Genomic DNA, 19891 nt, shown 5'->3' on the forward strand with positions numbered 1-19891 from the left:
TTTTAAAAGATTTTTGATCAATAATTTCGCTTAAATTAACACTCTTATTTAAAGAATAAATATTTACAGAATTATAAAAACTATAATAATTATTAGCTTTTAATTTTTCTTCTAATTTTGGATGATATTCTATTGCTTTCAATCTAATATAAACCTCTTTTGTTTCTCTATCAACAAAAATTAAACTATCCTTATCTGTTTTACATTCTTGGCATTCTTTTAAATTTTTATGACAAGAAATGAATGTGAATAAAATTAAACTGAATAAAATTAATTTCTTTGAATTTTCCATAATGATGATATTGTTTTTGTTAATGACTGTTTATTGTGGTTTAGATAAAAATTCACGTAAGTCCAACTAGATTGATTTTTAAAACCTTCTTCAATATCAGATAACTTACCATGTGATGTACTTTCTCCATGTTGATCAACAATTCTATATGTAGGATTACAAGGTTGAGTATTATCTATTATTAAGGTTTGTACGTGAAAATCATCTGAATAAGTAGTATAATAAATATGAAATCCTAATTTTTCAGAGATACCTTTTTTAATAAAATTTAATAGTAAACCTTTATTTATACTTAAAGCATCATATGTTAAATCATCTTCAATCTTTTGGATATTAGCATATATTGGTTTAAGAAGTTCATTATCTTTATAAATAACATAATTATGGATATAGCCTTTTTTGCGTATATTTTCAGCTCTATATGTTCCAGATTGCAAACTCTCCAAATTTATTACTGCTGCTTTATCATCATCATATGTATAAAAATCCTTTGCATTGTTTAATAAAGAACCAATATATCTATCCGTTGCAAAGACACAGTAATTTCTCGAATGTCTGTATTCACCCGCATTAGGTTTTGAATTAATCTTAGAAGATACTAGTTTTATCATATCATTTAACCGATTCAAATCTTCCTTCAAAAATACATCTTTTTCTACCACTTTTATATTAAATTTTCCACAGATGCCTTTTCTTTTAGATGTTTTTCCAAGACCGTCATCGTCATCAGATGCAAAAACAGAAATAGTAAATTTAGTTCCTCTCGCCAATGCCTTTGCATCAATTTCCAAGACAAATTCATCTCCATATTCTGCATCTTTTAAATCGTATTTACTTTCTCCTTCTTCGTAATCTGTATTATCACTATCAATAAAGTTTAGTTTTGCAGAAGCGTTGGAACTTTTAAACTCCAAAACCCCATCACCATCTTGTGGTCCAATTGGATCATATCCCATTTTTACCAATAATGGGATTCTTGCTATAGAGTTTTTTGCAATTACAATATTTGCAACTGGGTACTTTCTCGATTGTTCATCATAATCATTTCCTAAACTTAAATATTCCAATTTTGATGCTTGGCAATCATTCAATGAAACAATAGAGTTTTTTGCTTTTTCATCACCATTCGTTTTTACAACAGGTAAAAAATCATATTTACTTCCTATTATTCCTCTCAATCTCTTTGCCTTTTCAATGGACTGCTGTCTTAAGGTATTTATAGTTGGGTTATAATTAAACATAATTTTATATTTTTTTATATTTTTAAAATTCCTCCTCAAAACAGAGGAGGAATTAATTTTTTTGGTTATACTTTTATTGTTTCGTTATACACATTTGTAACCGTCTTCGGCAAAGTAGTTGCTAAGTCGCTTCCTGCCATTTTAGCATCTTCTAGTAATACAAAAGGACATTCAAACACCAATTCTTCTGGGTTTTCACAGTTTGCTACATCTGTTTCCGGGAAGATTGGTAAAGCATCCGTAACTTCTAAACCTGCAGATTTTGCCTGTAAAATGGTAAGAGAGGTAGGGATGGTAGTAATCCAATATTTACCTTGTGGTTTGCCAGTAGGCTCTCTAAGTTCATCTGCTATAGAAAGGAACATAGGATCTCCAATTACCGGTACTTCGCCACCGTTCCAGATTTTGCCGGTTGCCATATAGAAATTTACAGCATCTTCAAAACCTGGCTTTACCGTAACTACTACTCTTGCCATACCTGCTTGTAAGAAATTTCTAAACAATGGATCTAGCTCTTCTGATAAGTACATTTCTTTCCAATGCTTATTTTCTGCCCAGTAATATGGATAGAAGGTATAATCCATCACATTCCACTCAAAGGCTTGTTCTAAGAATTTGGCAAGTGAGGTGTAAGCATCTAAATTCTCGTCTATGGTTACGCTAAAGCTTTCCATCGTCTGGTTATCATCCGTAGAAAGAGCTTTGCCAATGCCATTATAGTCTTGCAGTAAATAAGCAATGCAATTATGTTTTAAGATATTAGATTCCATCTCACGGTAGAATGTGCTTACTTTATCTTTATTCTTTTCTTCTTCCGCTTTAGATGTGGCGTCTGCATCTGCCTGTGCTTGTTTAAAATCTGCGTACTGCTTATCATATTCTTCAATAATGGCGTTGAAGCTATTCCTTTTCCAATTGTTATAATATTCATCACTTCGTTCACAATTTACAACCACCTTTATATTATAATTGGTAATATTATGTCCTCTTACTTTAAACTCTTGAATTCCACTTACATTTAAATTAAATACAGATTGCTCAAAACTGATATTACCATATTCAGATTTACCAATCAAATCTCCTTTCAAATTTGAACAAAACACCTCAGAATAACGAGCTCCATCCCATCCTCCACCTCTATTTCTAGAAGATGTACAGCTAAAAATTGCGCTTTTTCCTATGTAATTCTCTGGTATTGTAATATTGGTAATATCCGGTCCAAAATCATCATTTGTCTGTGGAACACCTGTTGCACCATGTGTTATTTGATTTATAAATGGTAAAAGAGACGCTATTTTCACTTTATAATAATCTGCCCAATACTGTATGGTAGCTTCTTCTGCTGTTGCATCTTTCATTTGCTTAAGTCCTGTAGCTTTTCTTGGGTCTATAGGTGCAGTAAGTAGTGTTTTAACAGACTTAGTAGCCAGTCTGTGCAAACGTGCAGGCTCAGGAATCATAAACTCAAACATGGTACGTTTCCCATAATTAAGAATTTGATTTTTCACTTTTTTATCTACCCATCTGTAAACTCCTGTAATGTGCTGCGGTACTGTATCACTGCCAATTTTACCTCGGTTATCAAATTCATGTACATTGTTCAACTGAACATCGTGTACAATTTTCTGAATTCTTTCTTCAGAAATTTTTGTAACCACACGTTCAAGCGCACGTTCAGTAATCTCTTGTGCTTTTATGGTAGCTTGTCTTGAGCTTTCTCTTTGTGCACTACTGTTAGCGTAGCTTCCACCAATTTCGAATTTCCAAGTTGCTCCATTTGCACTGAATGATGTATGAGCTTCAATATTTTGTTGTCTGTCTAGTTCTCTCGCTATTTCACTCTGCATTTCTGCACGGTTTACTTTGGTAGTATCCGTCATTTTTTCTACTTCCTGAGACTTAGTAGTTGTAGTAGTTGTTTCGGTAAGTGTTCTTTCATAGATAGACTTATGGCGAAGCTCACTTGCCATTACATTTTCTATATTAGAAACTTCACCTGGCACATAGGCATGTACGCTCTGTACTACTTTTAGATAATCTGCCACTCCTAATCTTTTAATTCCAAAATTCTTTGGGTTAAATGCTTTTTTACCTGTGTTGCCTTGTGGTAATACTAATTTTGCAAAATAATAGTCTGCTGTAGGATTGTTTAATTTAAAAGTAAGAGTACCTTCTCTATTATTTTTGAAATAAAATTTTGCGGTAAATTCTGTAAAATCGTATAATTCTGAAATCGTAAACTGATCATTAAAAATATTATTAATCAATAGTTTTACTCCATCTACAGAAAATTCAGTAGGGGTATAGGTAAGAATATTTCCAGATGAATCTTTTACTTCACACTCTACGGCATCTAACTCCCAAGAAGTATCTGGCATTTCTAAAACCAAATCGAAATCATACAAATATCTAAAATCTACTACATTCCATCTCATATTAACTTTCGGAGTTAAAACGGCAGAAAGAGGATTCTGAGCAGTAGCATTTTGAATTCGAACAGAGGCCCCACCAATATTAGCATATTCTTCTTTTTCCACCTCTGTAGTTGTAACAATTTTTGTAGCAAATTCAGAGTTTTGACTATCAATCATTTTAACTAATTCTTCTCGAGTAAAAACTCCGTCAACAGGAAGAATTCTTTCGTCTGGTGATGCTTCGTTATTGAAAAATTGAATATTTTGACTCGAAGGTTCTCCATTATAACTTCCTACAAACTCTCTATTCAGAACATCTGACATTGTTTCAAATGACTTTTGAGAAAGTTTTTCTTTGAGATAATTCGTATCAAAAGCAGAATAACTAAACTGAAAATTTGGCAAAGTAGGATAAGGAACTGCATCTAAAAGTGCTTGTTTTTCTTCTGGTGTCTGTTCTGAAGTGAAAGAATTTCTCACAAGATCCAACTGAGCTTCATAATCATCCTTCAATGGCTTAATACTTGTCTGGTAATCTTCTTGAGCAGTATTTAGTGCAATGCTATAATCTCTCTGGTAATTTTTAGAAATAAGATTAATCTCCGTCTTCAAAGAATCTATTCTTAATTTTTCTGAAATTGCCAACGCTAATTCTTGATTTTTTTTAGCATAATTAGCTAGCTTTTTCTCTGCTGCTACAGAAAGTTTAGTAAAATTAGGGTCTTCTGCAATATAAGAAGTAGAAATTAAACTTTCATTTACAGTAAATACATTAGGGGCATCTTCTGCATCTACACCATCATCTATTATAGTATCTACAAATAATCTTCCTGGCAAAACTACCTTCGCATCTCTAAGTGATGAATGATCTTCATTATTTTGGTGTAAAGAAAAATGAATAGCTTTTATAATTTGCAAAATAGCCTCTTTTACATAAAAATCTTTTTGAGTTAGAACCTGATAAATCAAATTGTCCCATAATTTTGCATAATTAGCAGGAAAAGTATTGCTTTCGGGTAAATAATTCCCAATATTTTCTAATTCATTTTTTGCAATTTTCTCGGCAGCAGGAAAAAAATCTGAAAAATCTGCAACTACTTCACTTTTTGTTTTATAAAAGTAGTTGCTATTTTGAGAATCAATTACTGAAATTTGATTTTCCAAAGCGGAAATTTTTGATCCATTTGAACTATCCCAAATTCCTACTGGAATAACTTCTTCAAAAAGAATGGCTAAATCTTTTGGGAGATGTACAAACCCGAGATTTTTCTCTGGATGCATTTCTGTAAGCTGTGGATTTCTAAGGCTTACAAATCTAAATAATGTTTGTGATGCATTATTTTTACTGTTATTGTTGTTCATATTTTGTTCTGGTAACATTTTTATATTTTTTTAAATTGTTAATAATTTGATTTTTTGAGATGTACTCTTTGTATTTGCGCAAATAAGAGTGTTGTTTTTTAGTTTTTAAGCATAATACATGCTGTTCAATAATTTTAAGTTATTGATTTTCAATTAATTTACTTTTAAATTTTAATTAAAAGCCAACCATTAAGAAAGTTGGTTTAGACTTGACTTGAAGTCTATATCCTGCAATAGCTCATTTAGATATGCAGATAATAATTGTAAAAAACCTACCTTATTATTTTTCAACAACCAAAGAAGATATTTATGGCTATTCACAAAAAGTGGTGACATTTTTGGTGTTCCATCTTCGTTCAATAAAGGCTCTTCTGTTTCTGAATCTGCTACAGGAACTTCTATTCTTTGAAAATTTTCATCTCTTAAAGATGAAGTTTCAATTTCTGAAATCATCCATTCTGGAGTAGGGAGATTAGATGGGATTATATTACCTTCTGAATCTTTAAGTATCTGACTGTACCAAATATATGTTCTTGGTAAATTAAGGTCTATACTTATTTTATTGATCTGGATATATCTATCTAAATCTTGTGATAATAAAGGATGTTTATCTATTTTTATTTCTCCTAAATCTAATTTTGTAGAATTGATAGAATCTAATAATCCTTGTATTGCCGTTGGTATTTGTAAATTTTTCATAATTAAAAAGATTGATAAGTTGATGGAAATTGTATTTTGAAATTTTGTCCTATGGCTGTTCCATATCCGCCATCAGAAGAATAGAAATTAGCATAAAATCTAATGGTATCTCCAATATCATAATTCTGAACCATTGAAGAAACCAATACAACTCCATTAGGAGCTAGCTGGATTATAGTTGTAATACCATCTTTATTAAAAAAAATACATTTAACAACTACTGTCTGATTTCTTGTTTGATTATGATCTTTATTAGTAACTGAATTAATAAATCTATGACCATAATCTCCCCCTACACCTAAAAATGCTTGTGGAGAGTATCCATTAGTTATACCAAAATCTCCATTTGAAAACCCACAATTAAATGAAGCATTCGTATATGAACCAACTAAATACATTTCAAAATTAAATTCATATAAAAAACCATTCTGAAAATTAAACAGTGCATTAGATTTTACTGATTTTTCTAGTGTTGTTTTTCCCGCTTGTTGTAGATTAATGTGGTAAATTTCTGAGCTTGTTACATAATCGGATGAGTTAGTATATTTATCTACAACACTGAAAGATATAGGATTAAAGTTTGATAGATTAAAGTTTTCTTCTACAAAAAATTCTGGACTTGTTAAATTTGTCAAGCCTGTAAATGATGTAATGTATATTTTATAATATCCCTTAGCTTTACCAAAAAAGTTAATTCCTAGGACTAAGATTTGAAAATTTGTTGAAAAAGTCTGAATCGATGAAGCATTTATTAATGTTTCTTCTGGAATTACACTAACTCCATTTTCATCTTTTACTCTAACTAATCTTACAACTGATGCTCCTGTATTAATATATAAGTTTAAACCAATTACTGATACATACTGAGTATAATTATGTGAACTATTAATATTGTTCGGACTTATTAAATCAATTCTAGGCTGTCCTGTACTATAAGTCTCTCCTGTTTTTCTTTGTGCTAATCTCCAAACATCTTTCTCTGCATCTGTCATAGAAGTAACTGCATCTGTGATTAGAGTTTTACTATCAGCAACAGCATCTAATCCGTTTGTATTCTGAACTCTTATCTTTCTAAAATTAGTTACATCTGTATTCTTATTAGGTAAACCTGCTAAAGTGTGAGGATTTCCCAAAGTATTTACAGTCAACGCTGCATTCATCGTATGGTTTCTAGCAGTTGTATTGCTTAAATCAGCATTAAAAAAATTCTTTCCTAAATCTCCTACTGGTAATCTTGCAGAGCCGCCATTTCCGTTTTCTCCTATTACATAAGGATAAGATACAGGATTGCTGGTAATCGTTGGTTTATCCAATTTTGTATTATCTGCATTTACTCTTGCTGTAGTTTCATTTTGTATAGCTTGTAATATGGCAGCTTCTGCTGTTTCATCATTACTTATCCAATCCGCTATTTCCTTTAATGTATCATAAGTTTCAGGTACATTATTTTTTAGATTATTAATTGCATTAGCTATTTTTGCATCTACTTGTTCTTTTGTATTTACTGTTCCTTCTATATTTTCTGTTTCAGTATTTATATCTACCGTCGCTAAATTAGGAGGAATTCCCTCTATTTTTTCTTTGGGAATATTCTCTTCCTTATGCCAATAAGAGTCTTGCCATTCCCAGAAATCTTCTTGTTTGGGCTTGTCTCCGTTTTCGAAGACTTTTTTTAGTTCTTGTTTTGATTTCATAAACGATTGTGTTTGATAATTAAAATATTAGTAAAGAGCATTCCAATTAGTTCCATCAAACCCATAATGTTTGCTGTCTGAGGTATTAAAGAACAAGTCACCTGAGTTGGGTACACTAGGAAAAATTGTTCCTTTAGAAGCATTAATTTCTAATGCCTTTTTATCTTCCCAGCCAAAAGTTCCATCTGGTTTTGCTACAATATTTTTTGTATAAGTACTATCTGCATTAGGCATATATCCAGCTCCAATAATGAATTTACCATTGAATTTCACCCATCTTTCAAAAAAGTCACCAGTAATTAATCCTAAATCCCAAGTATTCATACCATGAGGTGAAGGTGCAGTGTCCCAAAAAGAATTTGGATTAGTTGTATAACCTATCCCAGTAGATGTATTCACTATATTATGAATACATAATTTATTATTAACACTCTGATTTGCTACTTGAGAAGTACTTTGCCCCCCTGCACCAGAACCAATAAAAATGTTATTATTACCTGTTCTTAAACTTATGCCAGAACCATATCCAATACCTATGTTATTAGAACCTGCCTCTATCCTACTTAATGCGCCATTACCAACACCAACATTTCTACTCCCTGAAGTAACATTATGAACAGATGATGTACCAATAGCTACATTATGTTTTGCAGTAATTTCTTTATTTATTGTATTCGTAGAAGGGTCATACCCTCCAGAACCTCCACCTGCTATTATAGTGTTTCCAATACCAGTTGTTAATGTTTTATTAGCTTCATTTCCTATTAATACATTATAATAACCAGTTGTTAAACCACCTCCAGAATTATACCCAAATATAAAATTATTTTGCCCTATATTATTTGTAGGCTCAGTGCCCATAAATAAAGAACTTAAATCTTCTTTTGGTACAATAGGTGTATTTTTAATTTTTAAAGGTTCTTGCGAAACATTATAGTTATTTTCATACTTTAATTGTCCATCAACAAAAATTTTATTCGTATCATCCCAAAGCCCATAATAATTATTAGTCATTGTAGGTTTGTCCAATTTTGTATTGATTAATTGGAGCAATGCAGCTTCAGCGTTGCTGTCGTTGGCTATATAATCTGCAATTTCTTTTAGGGTATCATAAGTTTCGGGGGCATTTGCTTTTAAAGCGTCAATTGCAGAATTTATTTTTGCGTTTACCTGTTGTTTTGTGTCTACATTTCCTAATGTTTCTGTTCCGTTGTTTGTTTTATCAACCGTAGCCAAATTAGACTTTAACAATGATAATTCTTCCAAGGTAACAGGTTCATCTCTGTGGAAGTAGGATTCTATTAAATCCCAGAAGTCTTCTTGTTTGGGTTTGTCTCCGTTTTCGAAGACCTTTTTTAGTTCTTGTTTTGATTTCATTTTTTTTGTTTTTAAGTGTTGATTCTGTTTTCTAAAAGGACAAAAATTTCATTAAAAAATTCTCTATCCACTTTTCTAAAATGCTTGTTTTCATAGCAAATAATTTAGGTTAATAATTCATTTCATAATCCTGAAACCTCAGCTCCATTTCATCAAATTCTTTTGAAAAAAATAGTTCCATATCTTGCAACTCATCTTCTATATGGAGTTCCATTTTTTCTTCTTCGGTTAATGAGGTAATGGCGATTTCCTTTTCCTGAAAAACATCAGGAACGTCTTCAGATGCTTTCATTTTTTTTTGTAATTTTTTAGGTTAAACATTTTTTTAATTTTTCGCGAAAAATTTTGTGACTTTGGTGCATACTTCTTGCTGTTCGAGTCACATTTAAGTGTCGATTTTAATAATAGTAGTCGTAAAAATTTTAGTTAATTATGCGCTTTTCTCTTTCTTTCTAAAGAGTTTTTCTCTAATGAACAAGACGGCATGTTCGAATAAGATTTTTAGAAATTTCTTTTTCATTGTAATTTGTATTTGGTGTTTTGTTTTGATGTTTCAAAGGTAATTTGCAGTGGCGCCAAAACTCGTCGTGTTAAAGTTTATTTTGAAAAAAATTTCATCATTTGTGTTTTTATTTTGTGTTTTTCTCTGAAACAAAGATATACCGAAGATGCGCCAAAACTCGTCGCATTAAATTTTATTTTTAATTAATTTCTGAACTATCTGATTCAGTGTTTCTTTGTTTTCATTCACATAAGAAAGTCCCGCCTGTATCAAAGCATCTAGATTTTCTTGCTTCACATTATCCATTTCTGGTGAAGCATTTTTAAGCGAAGGATTTAGTCTATAATAGTTTTTTTGATTACGGTTTCCCAAAGTTTGAAACATTTGCGAAAGTTGATAATCTACCGTTTCTGCATTAGAAGACATCAAAATATCAATTACCGGACTTATCCATTTTATTTTTCCTGCATTCTCCAGATTTTTGTATGAATATGGTTTGGTCTCAGAGCCAGTTCCTACAGAAACAATCATCATATCATTTACAGAAGGTCTATTGGGTTTAAGATGCGACTTTAATACTTCAGCAAAAGGAATTTTTCTGGCTTCAGCATAGGCACAAAGTGCAGGATTATTAGCAAATAAACCTCCGTCTATCAAACTAAAGTATTGTCCGTAAACCGATTTTATTTTGGCAGGAGAAAAATAAGTAGGCGCTGCCGAAGTTGCCCTACAAATATCTCTTACCAAAAAATTGTTGGTTGGCAATTGTGCATCCCAAGAATTAAAAAGTTGAGCTTTTCTATTTTCAATATCATAAGCAGTAATCAATGAAGGTTTTGCAAAATCTTTCAGTTCCAGATTACCAAAAAAGTCCAGAAGATGTTTTTCCAATTCTTCTTCAGAAATTTTTTCGCTAAAAAGTCCAAAAGGATTCACCAACCCTCCCCAAAAACCTACACTGAAAATATCTTCTCCTTTTTCAGAATAGAGTTCAAATGCTTTTTGGATAGAGAATTTAGCTTTTTTATTTCCATTAGGATAGAGTAAAATAGACGCCAAAATTCCGCCGGTACTACTTCCAGCAATTAGGTCGAAATAATCTCCTAATTTCAAATTGGGATTGTCTTTTTGCTGAAGCTGTTCTTCTATATATTTGAGAATAATACAAGGGATAATTCCTCGTATTCCTCCTCCGTCCAGAGAAAGAATAGTAATTTTTTTGCTCATTGTTTTGTGATTTGATGTTGAGGCAAATGTAGATGCTGGTGACGCCAAAACTCGTCGTAAGAAAATTAATCTTTAGAAAATAACGTAACCGTATTGGTCTCTCTTCATTTTAATAAGGTTGCGCCAAGAGGTTTTTACTAAAGATTTTTCTGTAGGTAAAAATCTGCGCTCAAAATGGGGCAAGTCTTTAAATTTCAACCAATTTCCGCCCCAATCCCAACCGTTTTTGGCAAAGATTTTTACACATTCATACCAATCGGCAATTTTATCGCCGTCCCAATCTTTTTTAGTGTCAAAACTGGCTTCTTTTCCATCTATGATAAGGCAAATATCTACCGCTAACCCATAGTTATGAATACTCTGTCCGGCTTTAGCATTGGTAACTTTTTGTTCTTTGTTTAGTCTGCCTTTGGCGTAGAGCAATTCTTGCTCTTCAAAAGTTCTTATCCCTTGTGTAATTCTTATTTTGGCTCTTCCTTGCAATGCTTGATCGCATTGTTTAATGATTTCGGTAACCTCAGCTCTTACTATAGGATGTAGTTTCGCAATTCTTTGCTGTGTAATTTTGTCCATTTTTTAATATTTTGTTATTGGGATAAAGCTATTTTTTCGCTGCGCCAAAACTCGTCGTATTAAAAAAAGAAATAAAAAAATCCGCCTTTTTCGAGGCGGATGTTATTGAGAAAAAAGTTTTTACAAAAAATAATTTTTTATACTTTCTTGAAGATGAATTTTAATGTCGTCTATAAGACATTGTGGCTCTAGAACTTTTACTTCTTTTCCGTAAGAAAGAATTTCTTGCATAAAATCATAGGTAGGATGAAGACATAACTCAAAAACAACTTTTTCAGGCGTTTCTGACACAAGTTCTTGTGTAGAATGAAGCGGAAAGCTCTTGACGTATTCGGCTTGCTGCTTACTACATTCTAAAACAATTTTTTGAGGTTTTTGTTCTTCTAAATTCATCACTCCAAAAGAGTTTTTAAAATGTTCCTTCACGTCAATTTTATAACGTTCTCTGTAGCTGGCTTTATATACATCTAAATACTTTATTCTGTCTAAACCAAAGGATTTGGTCTTTTTATCTTTAGTATCAACTGCTATGAGATACCATCTGTCTTTAGATTCTTTCAGGGCTAAAGGATGTACTTTTCTTTTGGTGATTTTTTGATTGAGAAAACTGAAATGTTCAAATTCTACTACTTTTTTATTTCTGATAGCAAAAAGTAAATCATAAAAAGAATCTATTCCTCTGGGTTTCCTAGGCTCTAAAAAAACAAAATCTGCAAAATCTGGATAAGCATTAATAGCATTGATAATCTGATAAGATTCTAAAAGCCTTTGGTTGTACTCATCTACTTCCATTATGGGTCTGCTTGCAATAAAATACCGATTATCTCCCTTTTTCTTATTCTGAATAACGAGGTTAAATAAGGAGTTTATATCTTTCAAATCTCTCTGTAAAGTTCTTATAGAATATTGATAAACATTAGCATCTTGAAATTCTCTGCTGTCTAACAAAAATTGCTCTATCTCTTCAAAGGTTGCAGGAGAACGCTCAAGTCTTTTGATAATTAAAGCATAACGTGCCAAAAAGAAGTCTTTTTTCATGGTCTTGAATTGTTGTTTTTTATTAGGACAAAGTTAAAAAGCTAATGCGTCAAAATGTGACGCATTTTACTTAATTTTTCAAAAATATTCTGATCATCTAATTTTTACAATTGAGATTAATTTTGGATAAGGTCAAAAAAATTAAACCTAAAAATCCATTTATAATTATATTTGATTAATGTTTTTAGTTTTTACTATTAAATTTTGTAAATAAGGAAAGGAATGTATAAATTGTAAGTAATTCACAAAATTTAAATACTTCTTTCTCTCTGATTAAGTACATTTTTTAGATTTTTCATATCCTCACTTACTTTTTTATCTAAAATTTTAGCATAATGCTGTGTAGTTTTAATGCTTTTATGACCAAGCATTTTGCTTACGCTTTCAATAGAAACATTGTTGGCAAGCGTTACAGTAGTTGCAAAAGTATGTCTTGCGCAGTGAAAAGTTAGTTTTTTATGTATGCCGCAATTTTCCGCAATAGTTTTTAAATACTCATTTACTTTTTGATTGGTGTAAACTGGAAGTAATTTTCCAGAATTTGAAACAGATGGATGATTTTCATATTTTTTTATGATTTCTTCAGCAATAGGAAGCAAAGGAATATTTGAAGAATTACCTGTCTTTTGGCGGTTGGTGATTATCCAAAGGGTTTTATCAATTCCAATGGAAAGTTGCTCCTTTTTTAGATTGTAAATATCAATGTAAGCAAGACCTGTATAACAACTAAAAATAAACATATCACGAACCAAGTCAATACCTTTTCCTGAAAATTCTTTGTTCATGATTGTATTAATTTCTTCTTCTGTAAGGAAATTAACATTCACCTCTTGAAATCTTCCTTTATAGAACATCACCAAATCTTTTTCAATCCAATTATTTTGATAGCAGATTTTTAAAATCTTACCTAAATTTTTGGTATGTTTTACTGCGGAATTGTTATTGATATTGGATTTTGTGCGCAAGAAAAAATCAAAGTCATTTAGGAAAGACAATTCAAGTTTTTGAATATTAATATCAGATTTTTTATGAAATTTCCACAAAAATTCTTTCAAATGAGCCAAACATGTTTTAAAATTCTTGAGTGTTGCTAGTGCATACTCCTTACCCAAAAGCTTTTCAATTTTGTTATTATGTTCTTCAAAAATTGGAATGAGAAATCTTTCAACTTTATCCTTACCCGTAAGAATATTTTTAATATCATTTGCATCAAAATAATCTCTTGATAAAATGAGGTTTCTTTCGATTTCAAGAATTTTTGAATACAACACATCTAAATATTTATTCAAAGCACGTGCTTCTTCTGAACTTCCTTTTTGACGGCTCTGTATAGAGCACCATTTATCAATAACTACAGTTTTTCCTGTTGAAAACTCTGCTCTTTTACCGTTAACTGTAATTCTTAAATAAATAGGGACTTTAGTTAGTGAAGTTGCTTTGGATTTTTTTGCATAGAATAATATCGAAACTTTTGCATTCATAATGGTAACTTTAAAGGTTAAAATAAATATAAAGGGCCCATTTACACAAGATGTTTAATTTTAAAACAAGCTTGTCTATGGGCTTTTCCAGAGAATTCGGTTACCTACCTATGATTAAAATTTAGAGGTAACCGATTTGGTCACCTTACGAATTGACACATTTTGATATTTTTAGTATCAAATAACAACAAAAAACCCTCAAATCTTACGATTTAAGGGCATTTGCTTGAAATTGAACATTTCAAAGTGGTTTCTCCAGGAATCGAACCAGGGACACACGGATTTTCAGTCCGTTGCTCTACCAACTGAGCTAAGAAACCATTATTGTTTCATCATTGTGTTTTAAGTGGTGCAAAAGTAATCACTTTTTATATACCATGCAACTATTTTTAAATTATTTTTCAGCATTTAACTTAAAGTAGCTGATTTTCAATAGAATTATTTTTCTGTATCTTTCAACTGTTCACTTAATTCTTCTAAGACTGGCCTTATGGTACTTTCCGGAAGATCACTTATTCTAATATACATCAACCCATCTATTGCATCATTAAAATTAGGGTCTACATTGAAGGCTATCACTTTTGCATTTTGTTTGATGTATTTCTTAATCAAAACTGGCAATCTCATCTGAGGCTCAAAATCATCAATCAATTTATCAAATTTATTCAAATCATTATCCAAACCTTCAAAAAATAGACTTTTATCTTTTTCACTAAGCCTTACCTTATAATCATTTTTAGGGTGTACATATTGCGCTACAACAGAATCATAATAGTGAGAACGCATAAATTCAATCATCAAAGATTTAGAAAAATCTGAAAATCTATTACTGATACTTACGCCTCCCATTAGAAACTTATGCTCTGGATTTCTAAGACATACATGCACAATGCCTCTCCACAGCAAAAAAAGCGGCAATGGCTTTTGCTGGTATTCACTAGTAATATAAGCCCTTCCCATCTCTATTACCTTTCTGAAAAACGGACGCAACTCTTGGTCTACTTCGAATAGTGAACTCACGTAAAAGCCATCTATACCATATCTCTTCATGACTTGTGCACCTAGTGCCATTCGGTAAGCTCCTGCAATTTTTTGTGTAGCACTATCCCACAAAATTAAATGATGATAATGCTGATCATATTGATCTAAATCAAACGGAAGATTGGTACCCTCTCCTACTTCTCTGAAGGTTAATTCTCTTTGCCTTCCTATTTCTCTCATGATTGATGGTATGAGTTTGTATTCTGTGAAATACACTTCATAATTACCATTAGCGAAAAGTTGCTTATCTTTAGATTTAAGATTTTCAATATCTTTCAATAAATCTTCTACTGGGGTTTCATCTATGATATTTTGAACAACTTCTTCTTCGTGCTTTAGAGGGAATTTAATGGGCAAATTAGACAATTTAAATAACTCTGTGATAGATTTTCTTCTATCAAAGTAAGACCTCATCATGTAGACCTTTTTTCTTAAAAAATCTCCTAATTCTTTTGCATCATCACAATCTTCTATTATTTTTGAAGAAACTGGCTTACCTATTCTTATCCTCACGGGTTTGTCTCTTTTTTTGAGCATCTCTGAAGGAAGCATTAAGGTTTGTAAATCTGGATGTATTTTAGCAAAACTATAAAACGCTCTAGAATTTTTAGCATGAAAATACATAGGAACTACAGGAACTTTGGCTTTCTTAATTAACTTAAGAGCAGGCAATTCCCAATCTTTATCTAAAACTTCTCCTGTCTCATTATTTTTGTTTGAAACCTCCCCTGCCGGAAAAATGCCTATACAGCCCCCATTCTTGAGATGAGTAAGAGTATCTCTCATTCCCGACAAGCTATTGAATGACTCCTTCCTTCCCTCAAAAGGATTTACTGGAATTACATAATCTTTCATCGGCTCAATTTTTTGTAGCAAAAAATTGCCCATAATTTTAAAATCTGGCCTTATTTCTGAAAGAATTTTGCACATCAAAATACCATCTACAGCACCAAGAGGATGATTGGCCACTAAAATAAATGGTCCTGTCTTGGGAATTTTTGCCAAATCTTCCTCGTAAGCAATATAATTTACCCCCAACTCCTTGAGGAATTGATCGAAAAATACTTTTCCTTCCGTATCTTTTAATTGATCATAAAGCTTATTGACACCATCTAGCTTCACCAATTTCATTATGGTAGCTGCAATGGGTCTTTTGAGAAAACCAAATTTAGAAAGCCCTGTTGCTTTTATAAGGTCTTGTTTAGAAATGAGGCTCATTAGTTTTAATTTGTGACGATTTGTACCGTTTGTTTAGAAATTTGCTCTAGTAGAACTTTTTTATTTTGATAAAATTTAGAAAGTTCATCTAAGTTAGCGTTTCTCACGGTATAAAGCGATACATTTTTTACTAAATCTGTATTGAATTTTTGACTCAACTCTTCATTTACCAAATCTATTTTACCGAATTTATCTTCTAAACATAATGCCAAAGAAATTGCTGAATTTTGCATAAGAGAAACTTTAACTTTGTATTTTGCTAAAAGATTAAAAATCTGACTGATATGATCTTCTGCAATAAATGAAAAATCTCTGGTCGAAATATTCATCAAAACCTGATTTTCTTTTAGAATGTAACTTTCTTCGCTTTGATTTTTATCTGAAATCCCTACCTTAGTACCTGGTTTTACAGGCTCTACAAAAGATTTCACATAAAAAGGAATATTTTTTTGCTTAAGCGGTTGTAATGTTTTTGGGTGAATTACAGATGCCCCATAATATGCCATTTCAATTGCTTCTTCGTAAGAAATATTAGAAAGCAACGTTACATTTTCGAATTTTCTTGGGTCTCCTGTCATTACTCCTGGTACATCTTTCCAAATGGTCATAGCATCTGCATTTAAGCAATACGCAAAAATAGCCGCAGAATAATCTGAACCTTCTCTACCTAGTGTTACGGTAAAATTATTGTCTTCAGAACCTATAAAACCCTGAGTCACATAAGATTGCTCTTTTCCTAATTTAGAAATATTAGCCTCTGTCTCTTTCCAATTTACAACGCCTTCTCTGTAAGAATCATCCGTTTTAATATAATCTCTGGCATCTAACCATGAGTTAGAAAAACCAATATCATTAAGATAATCACTAAGAATTTTAGACGAAATCATCTCGCCACAACTCACCACTTGGTCATAAACAAAGTTATAATTTGGAGATTTATTTCTTCTCAAAAAAGCTTCCAAATCATCAAAAAACAAGGCTACTTCATTAAAAATAGAATGATTTTCTGCAAAAAGCCCCTTGGTAATTTCTAAGTGAGACTGTTTTATCTTCTCTATTTCACTGTGGAAATCCTCTTTCTTAAAGTAATATTCCATTACTTTTTCTAATGCATTGGTTGTCTTGCCCATCGCAGAAACCACTAATAAACATTTCTCGAAACCTTGAGTTTCTAAAACTTTTGCTACATTTTTTACGCTTTCAGCATCTTTTACAGATGCTCCTCCAAATTTAAAAACTTTCATTGTTGTACCTTATAACATTTCAAACCTTCAAATTTATTAAATTATTTTCAAATGATTTTTTTTAAATTTAGTATGAAAATTGCCAGATTTTTACGAAATTTACAACAAACCAAAATAACAAAAAATGTCTGACCAAACATTCCAAACCCTAGGTGAATTTATCATTGACAAACAAGAAGATTTTAAATACTCTACAGGCGAGCTTTCTAGATTAATTAGCGCAATTAGACTAGCTTCTAAAGTAGTAAATAGAGAAGTAAACAAAGCTGGAATTGCCAATATCATTGGGCAAGCCGGAAATCAAAATATACAAGGCGAAGACCAACAAAAACTAGACGTTCTTGCCAATAATATTTTTATAGAAGCACTTTCTCAGAGAGAAGTTGTCTGCGGAATAGCGTCTGAAGAAAGTGATGATTTTATAGAAATTAAAGCAACCAACAACGCTCACCTTAGCAAATATGTAGTTTTGATAGACCCTTTAGACGGCTCTTCTAATATAGATGTCAATGTTTCTGTAGGTACCATTTTTTCTATCTACAGGCGCGTAACAGAACCTGGAACCCCAGTGCAAATGGAAGATTTTTTGCAAAAAGGAATTAAACAAGTAGCCGCAGGTTATGTCGTTTATGGCTCTTCTACCATGATTGTTTATACCACAGGAAATGGCGTAAATGGGTTTACGCTAGACCCTTCAATTGGCACCTATTATCTCTCTCATCCTAATATGAAAATCCCTACTTCGGGAAAAATATATTCTATTAACGAAGGAAACTATATTAAATTCCCACAGGGCGTGAAAGATTACATTAAATATTGTCAATTAGAAGAAGATGACAGACCATACACTTCACGTTACATTGGTTCGTTAGTATCTGACTTTCATAGAAATATGATCAAAGGCGGCATATACATTTACCCATCAACTTCACACTCACCGAAGGGAAAACTAAGATTACTCTACGAGTGTAATCCTATGGCTTTTTTAGCAGAACAAGCCGGCGGAAAATGCAGTGATGGCTACAGAAGAATTCTAGAAATACAGCCTACAGAGTTGCACCAAAGAGTTCCTTTTTTCTGCGGAAGCGCCGCCATGGTTACAAAAGCAGAAGAATTTATGACCAAAGCAGTAAAACCTTAATCATCAAAAAAATAAATTTTTAAAATCGTAAAATCTAAAGAGTTTTTACGATTTTTTTGTAATTTTATTTAAATTTTTTATCCAAATGCCAATAACTCTTTTATCTCTTTCCATAATACATCTCATTATGGTCTTCATTTTCATATTATTACCATCCATATTATGGATTATCGCCTTAATTGATATTTTAAAAAGCAATTTCAAAGAGGCCAATGGTAAAATAATTTGGGTATTGCTAGTTATTTTTTTGCCTATATTAGGCTCAATATTGTATTTTGCAATAGGAAAAAATCAGAAAATCAAATAATATGCGAGCCCATTTCAAAAAATATATTTTACAATTTAAACACGCAAGCGGAACCTCTAGAGGTGTCTTAACTACCAAAGAAACCTACATTCTAGAAGTATCAGAAGAAGGGAAAATAGGGATTGGAGAATGTGCCATTTTCCGAGGGTTAAGCTATGATGACGTACCAGAATATGAAGAAAAACTGAATTGGCTTTGTCAAAATATCAATCAAGATTTTGAAATTTTAAAAAATGAGCTTAGCCATTTTCCCTCCATCATTTTCGGACTAGAACAAGCGTTATTAAATTTAAAAAATGGTTTAGATTTATATTTCCCAAGTGATTTTACAACGGGTAAAGATTCTATTAAAATTAATGGTCTCATTTGGATGGGAACTGTAGAATTTATGCAATCTCAGATTGAAGAAAAACTTGAAAAAGGATTTGATTGCATCAAATTAAAAATAGGAGTAGATTGGAATTCTGAGAAAAAAATCATCAAAAAACTGAGACAAAAATTCCCAGCAGAAAAGCTTGAACTGAGAGTAGATGCCAATGGTGCCTTTAGTTATGAAGAAGCTAAAATCGTATTGCAAGAATTAGCAGAGCTCAAAATTCATTCTATAGAACAACCCATAAAAAAGTCAGAAATACGAAGTCCAAAGTCCGAAGATTCTTTGATGGCAAAATTGTGCGCAGTAACACCCACTCCTATTGCGCTAGACGAAGAATTGATAGGCATCATAGACTACGAAGAAAAGAAAAAACTTTTAGAAACTATAAAACCTCAATATATCATTTTAAAACCTGCACTCGTAGGTGGTTTTTCTGGCTCAGACGACTGGATTTCGATTGCCAAAGAATTGGGAATCAATTGGTGGATTACTTCTGCCTTAGAGAGTAATATAGGACTTAATGCTATTTGCCAATACACTTACACCAAAAAAAATCCTTTACCACAAGGATTAGGAACCGGAGCACTCTTTACCAATAATTTTGAAACAAATCTAAATTTGAAAGGTGATAAAATGTGGATGAATACTAGGTAAAATCTTAAGC

16 protein-coding genes and 1 tRNA gene are annotated in these 19891 nt (G+C 31.8%); 3 read left to right on the forward strand and 14 right to left on the reverse strand.

The window, feature by feature from the left end:
• From IEW40_RS07645 to IEW40_RS07710, 14 genes are all read right to left on the reverse strand, one after another.
• Positions 1 to 292, reverse strand: a 292-nt coding sequence (locus IEW40_RS07645; RefSeq protein ID WP_188617513.1) for a hypothetical protein, incomplete at its 3' end; no start/stop codon positions are given.
• Positions 271 to 1533 carry a hypothetical protein gene (locus IEW40_RS07650; RefSeq protein ID WP_188617514.1) on the reverse strand — a complete coding sequence of 421 codons (1263 nt, stop codon included), beginning with the start codon at positions 1531 to 1533 and terminating at the stop codon, positions 271 to 273. The genes IEW40_RS07650 and IEW40_RS07645, both read right to left, overlap by 22 nt.
• Before the next feature lie 65 nt (positions 1534 to 1598).
• Positions 1599 to 5327: a hypothetical protein gene (locus IEW40_RS07655; protein WP_188617515.1), complete on the reverse strand. Its 3729-nt coding sequence runs from the start codon at positions 5325 to 5327 to the stop codon at positions 1599 to 1601.
• Between the two features lie 171 nt (positions 5328 to 5498).
• Complete coding sequence (locus IEW40_RS07660; protein WP_188617516.1) at positions 5499 to 6008, reverse strand: hypothetical protein; 510 nt, start codon at positions 6006 to 6008, stop codon at positions 5499 to 5501.
• Between the two features lie 2 nt (positions 6009 to 6010).
• Positions 6011 to 7702, reverse strand: a complete 1692-nt coding sequence (locus IEW40_RS14165; RefSeq protein WP_229663404.1) for a hypothetical protein — start codon at positions 7700 to 7702, stop codon at positions 6011 to 6013.
• A gap of 27 nt (positions 7703 to 7729) precedes the next feature.
• The gene (locus IEW40_RS07670) at positions 7730 to 9079 is read right to left on the reverse strand and encodes a hypothetical protein (protein WP_188617517.1); all 1350 of its coding nucleotides are present in this window, start codon (positions 9077 to 9079) and stop codon (positions 7730 to 7732) included.
• 109 nt (positions 9080 to 9188) lie between these two features.
• Positions 9189 to 9371 carry a hypothetical protein gene (locus tag IEW40_RS07675; RefSeq protein WP_188617518.1) on the reverse strand — a complete coding sequence of 61 codons (183 nt, stop codon included), beginning with the start codon at positions 9369 to 9371 and terminating at the stop codon, positions 9189 to 9191.
• Positions 9372 to 9767: 396 nt separating this feature from the next.
• A complete protein-coding gene (locus IEW40_RS07680) occupies positions 9768 to 10808 on the reverse strand; it encodes a patatin-like phospholipase family protein (protein ID WP_188617519.1) in 1041 nt (346 codons plus the stop codon).
• A 72-nt stretch (positions 10809 to 10880) separates the two neighbouring features.
• The gene (locus IEW40_RS07685) at positions 10881 to 11381 is read right to left on the reverse strand and encodes a M15 family metallopeptidase (RefSeq protein ID WP_188617520.1); all 501 of its coding nucleotides are present in this window, start codon (positions 11379 to 11381) and stop codon (positions 10881 to 10883) included.
• 120 nt (positions 11382 to 11501) lie between these two features.
• Entirely contained in the window at positions 11502 to 12419 is a 918-nt protein-coding gene (locus tag IEW40_RS07690; RefSeq protein ID WP_188617521.1) for a helix-turn-helix transcriptional regulator, read from the reverse strand.
• 251 nt (positions 12420 to 12670) lie between these two features.
• Positions 12671 to 13900, reverse strand: a complete 1230-nt coding sequence (locus IEW40_RS07695; protein ID WP_188617522.1) for a site-specific integrase — start codon at positions 13898 to 13900, stop codon at positions 12671 to 12673.
• Positions 13901 to 14147: 247 nt separating this feature from the next.
• A tRNA-Phe gene (locus IEW40_RS07700) sits at positions 14148 to 14220 on the reverse strand.
• A gap of 118 nt (positions 14221 to 14338) precedes the next feature.
• On the reverse strand, positions 14339 to 16159 hold the full coding sequence (locus tag IEW40_RS07705; protein WP_188617523.1) for a bifunctional lysophospholipid acyltransferase family protein/GNAT family N-acetyltransferase: 1821 nt from the start codon (positions 16157 to 16159) through the stop codon (positions 14339 to 14341).
• A gap of 5 nt (positions 16160 to 16164) precedes the next feature.
• Positions 16165 to 17403, reverse strand: a complete 1239-nt coding sequence (locus IEW40_RS07710) for an aspartate kinase (protein ID WP_188617524.1) — start codon at positions 17401 to 17403, stop codon at positions 16165 to 16167.
• A gap of 124 nt (positions 17404 to 17527) precedes the next feature.
• Here IEW40_RS07710 and fbp point away from each other — a divergent pair, with 124 nt between their 5' ends.
• The 3 genes from fbp (at position 17528) to menC (ending at position 19881) form a co-directional block, all read left to right on the forward strand.
• Positions 17528 to 18544: a class 1 fructose-bisphosphatase gene (gene fbp / locus IEW40_RS07715; protein WP_188617525.1), complete on the forward strand. Its 1017-nt coding sequence runs from the start codon at positions 17528 to 17530 to the stop codon at positions 18542 to 18544.
• Positions 18545 to 18671: 127 nt separating this feature from the next.
• Positions 18672 to 18851, forward strand: a complete 180-nt coding sequence (locus IEW40_RS07720; protein ID WP_229663419.1) for a PLDc N-terminal domain-containing protein — start codon at positions 18672 to 18674, stop codon at positions 18849 to 18851.
• Between the two features lies 1 nt (position 18852).
• On the forward strand, positions 18853 to 19881 hold the full coding sequence (gene menC / locus IEW40_RS07725; protein WP_188617527.1) for an o-succinylbenzoate synthase: 1029 nt from the start codon (positions 18853 to 18855) through the stop codon (positions 19879 to 19881).
• Positions 19882 to 19891 lie beyond the last annotated feature (10 nt).

The organism is Cloacibacterium rupense, assembly GCF_014645495.1.
Taxonomy (GTDB): Bacteria; Bacteroidota; Bacteroidia; order Flavobacteriales; family Weeksellaceae; genus Cloacibacterium; species Cloacibacterium rupense.

Bases quoted from the DNA above. Each gene is read 5' to 3' on its own strand.
- IEW40_RS07690 (WP_188617521.1), bottom strand. From the start codon at position 12,419: ATGAAAAAAGACTTCTTTTTGGCACGTTATGCTTTAATTATCAAAAGA.
- menC (WP_188617527.1), top strand. From the start codon at position 18,853: ATGCGAGCCCATTTCAAAAAATATATTTTACAATTTAAACACGCAAGC.
- IEW40_RS07680 (WP_188617519.1), bottom strand. From the start codon at position 10,808: ATGAGCAAAAAAATTACTATTCTTTCTCTGGACGGAGGAGGAATACGA.
- IEW40_RS07660 (WP_188617516.1), bottom strand. From the start codon at position 6,008: ATGAAAAATTTACAAATACCAACGGCAATACAAGGATTATTAGATTCT.
- IEW40_RS07720 (WP_229663419.1), top strand. From the start codon at position 18,672: ATGGTCTTCATTTTCATATTATTACCATCCATATTATGGATTATCGCC.
- IEW40_RS07695 (WP_188617522.1), bottom strand. From the start codon at position 13,900: ATGAATGCAAAAGTTTCGATATTATTCTATGCAAAAAAATCCAAAGCA.
- fbp (WP_188617525.1), top strand. From the start codon at position 17,528: ATGTCTGACCAAACATTCCAAACCCTAGGTGAATTTATCATTGACAAA.
- IEW40_RS07670 (WP_188617517.1), bottom strand. From the start codon at position 9,079: ATGAAATCAAAACAAGAACTAAAAAAGGTCTTCGAAAACGGAGACAAA.
- IEW40_RS14165 (WP_229663404.1), bottom strand. From the start codon at position 7,702: ATGAAATCAAAACAAGAACTAAAAAAAGTCTTCGAAAACGGAGACAAG.
- IEW40_RS07650 (WP_188617514.1), bottom strand. From the start codon at position 1,533: ATGTTTAATTATAACCCAACTATAAATACCTTAAGACAGCAGTCCATT.
- IEW40_RS07655 (WP_188617515.1), bottom strand. From the start codon at position 5,327: ATGTTACCAGAACAAAATATGAACAACAATAACAGTAAAAATAATGCA.
- IEW40_RS07685 (WP_188617520.1), bottom strand. From the start codon at position 11,381: ATGGACAAAATTACACAGCAAAGAATTGCGAAACTACATCCTATAGTA.
- IEW40_RS07710 (WP_188617524.1), bottom strand. From the start codon at position 17,403: ATGAAAGTTTTTAAATTTGGAGGAGCATCTGTAAAAGATGCTGAAAGC.
- IEW40_RS07675 (WP_188617518.1), bottom strand. From the start codon at position 9,371: ATGAAAGCATCTGAAGACGTTCCTGATGTTTTTCAGGAAAAGGAAATC.
- IEW40_RS07705 (WP_188617523.1), bottom strand. From the start codon at position 16,159: ATGAGCCTCATTTCTAAACAAGACCTTATAAAAGCAACAGGGCTTTCT.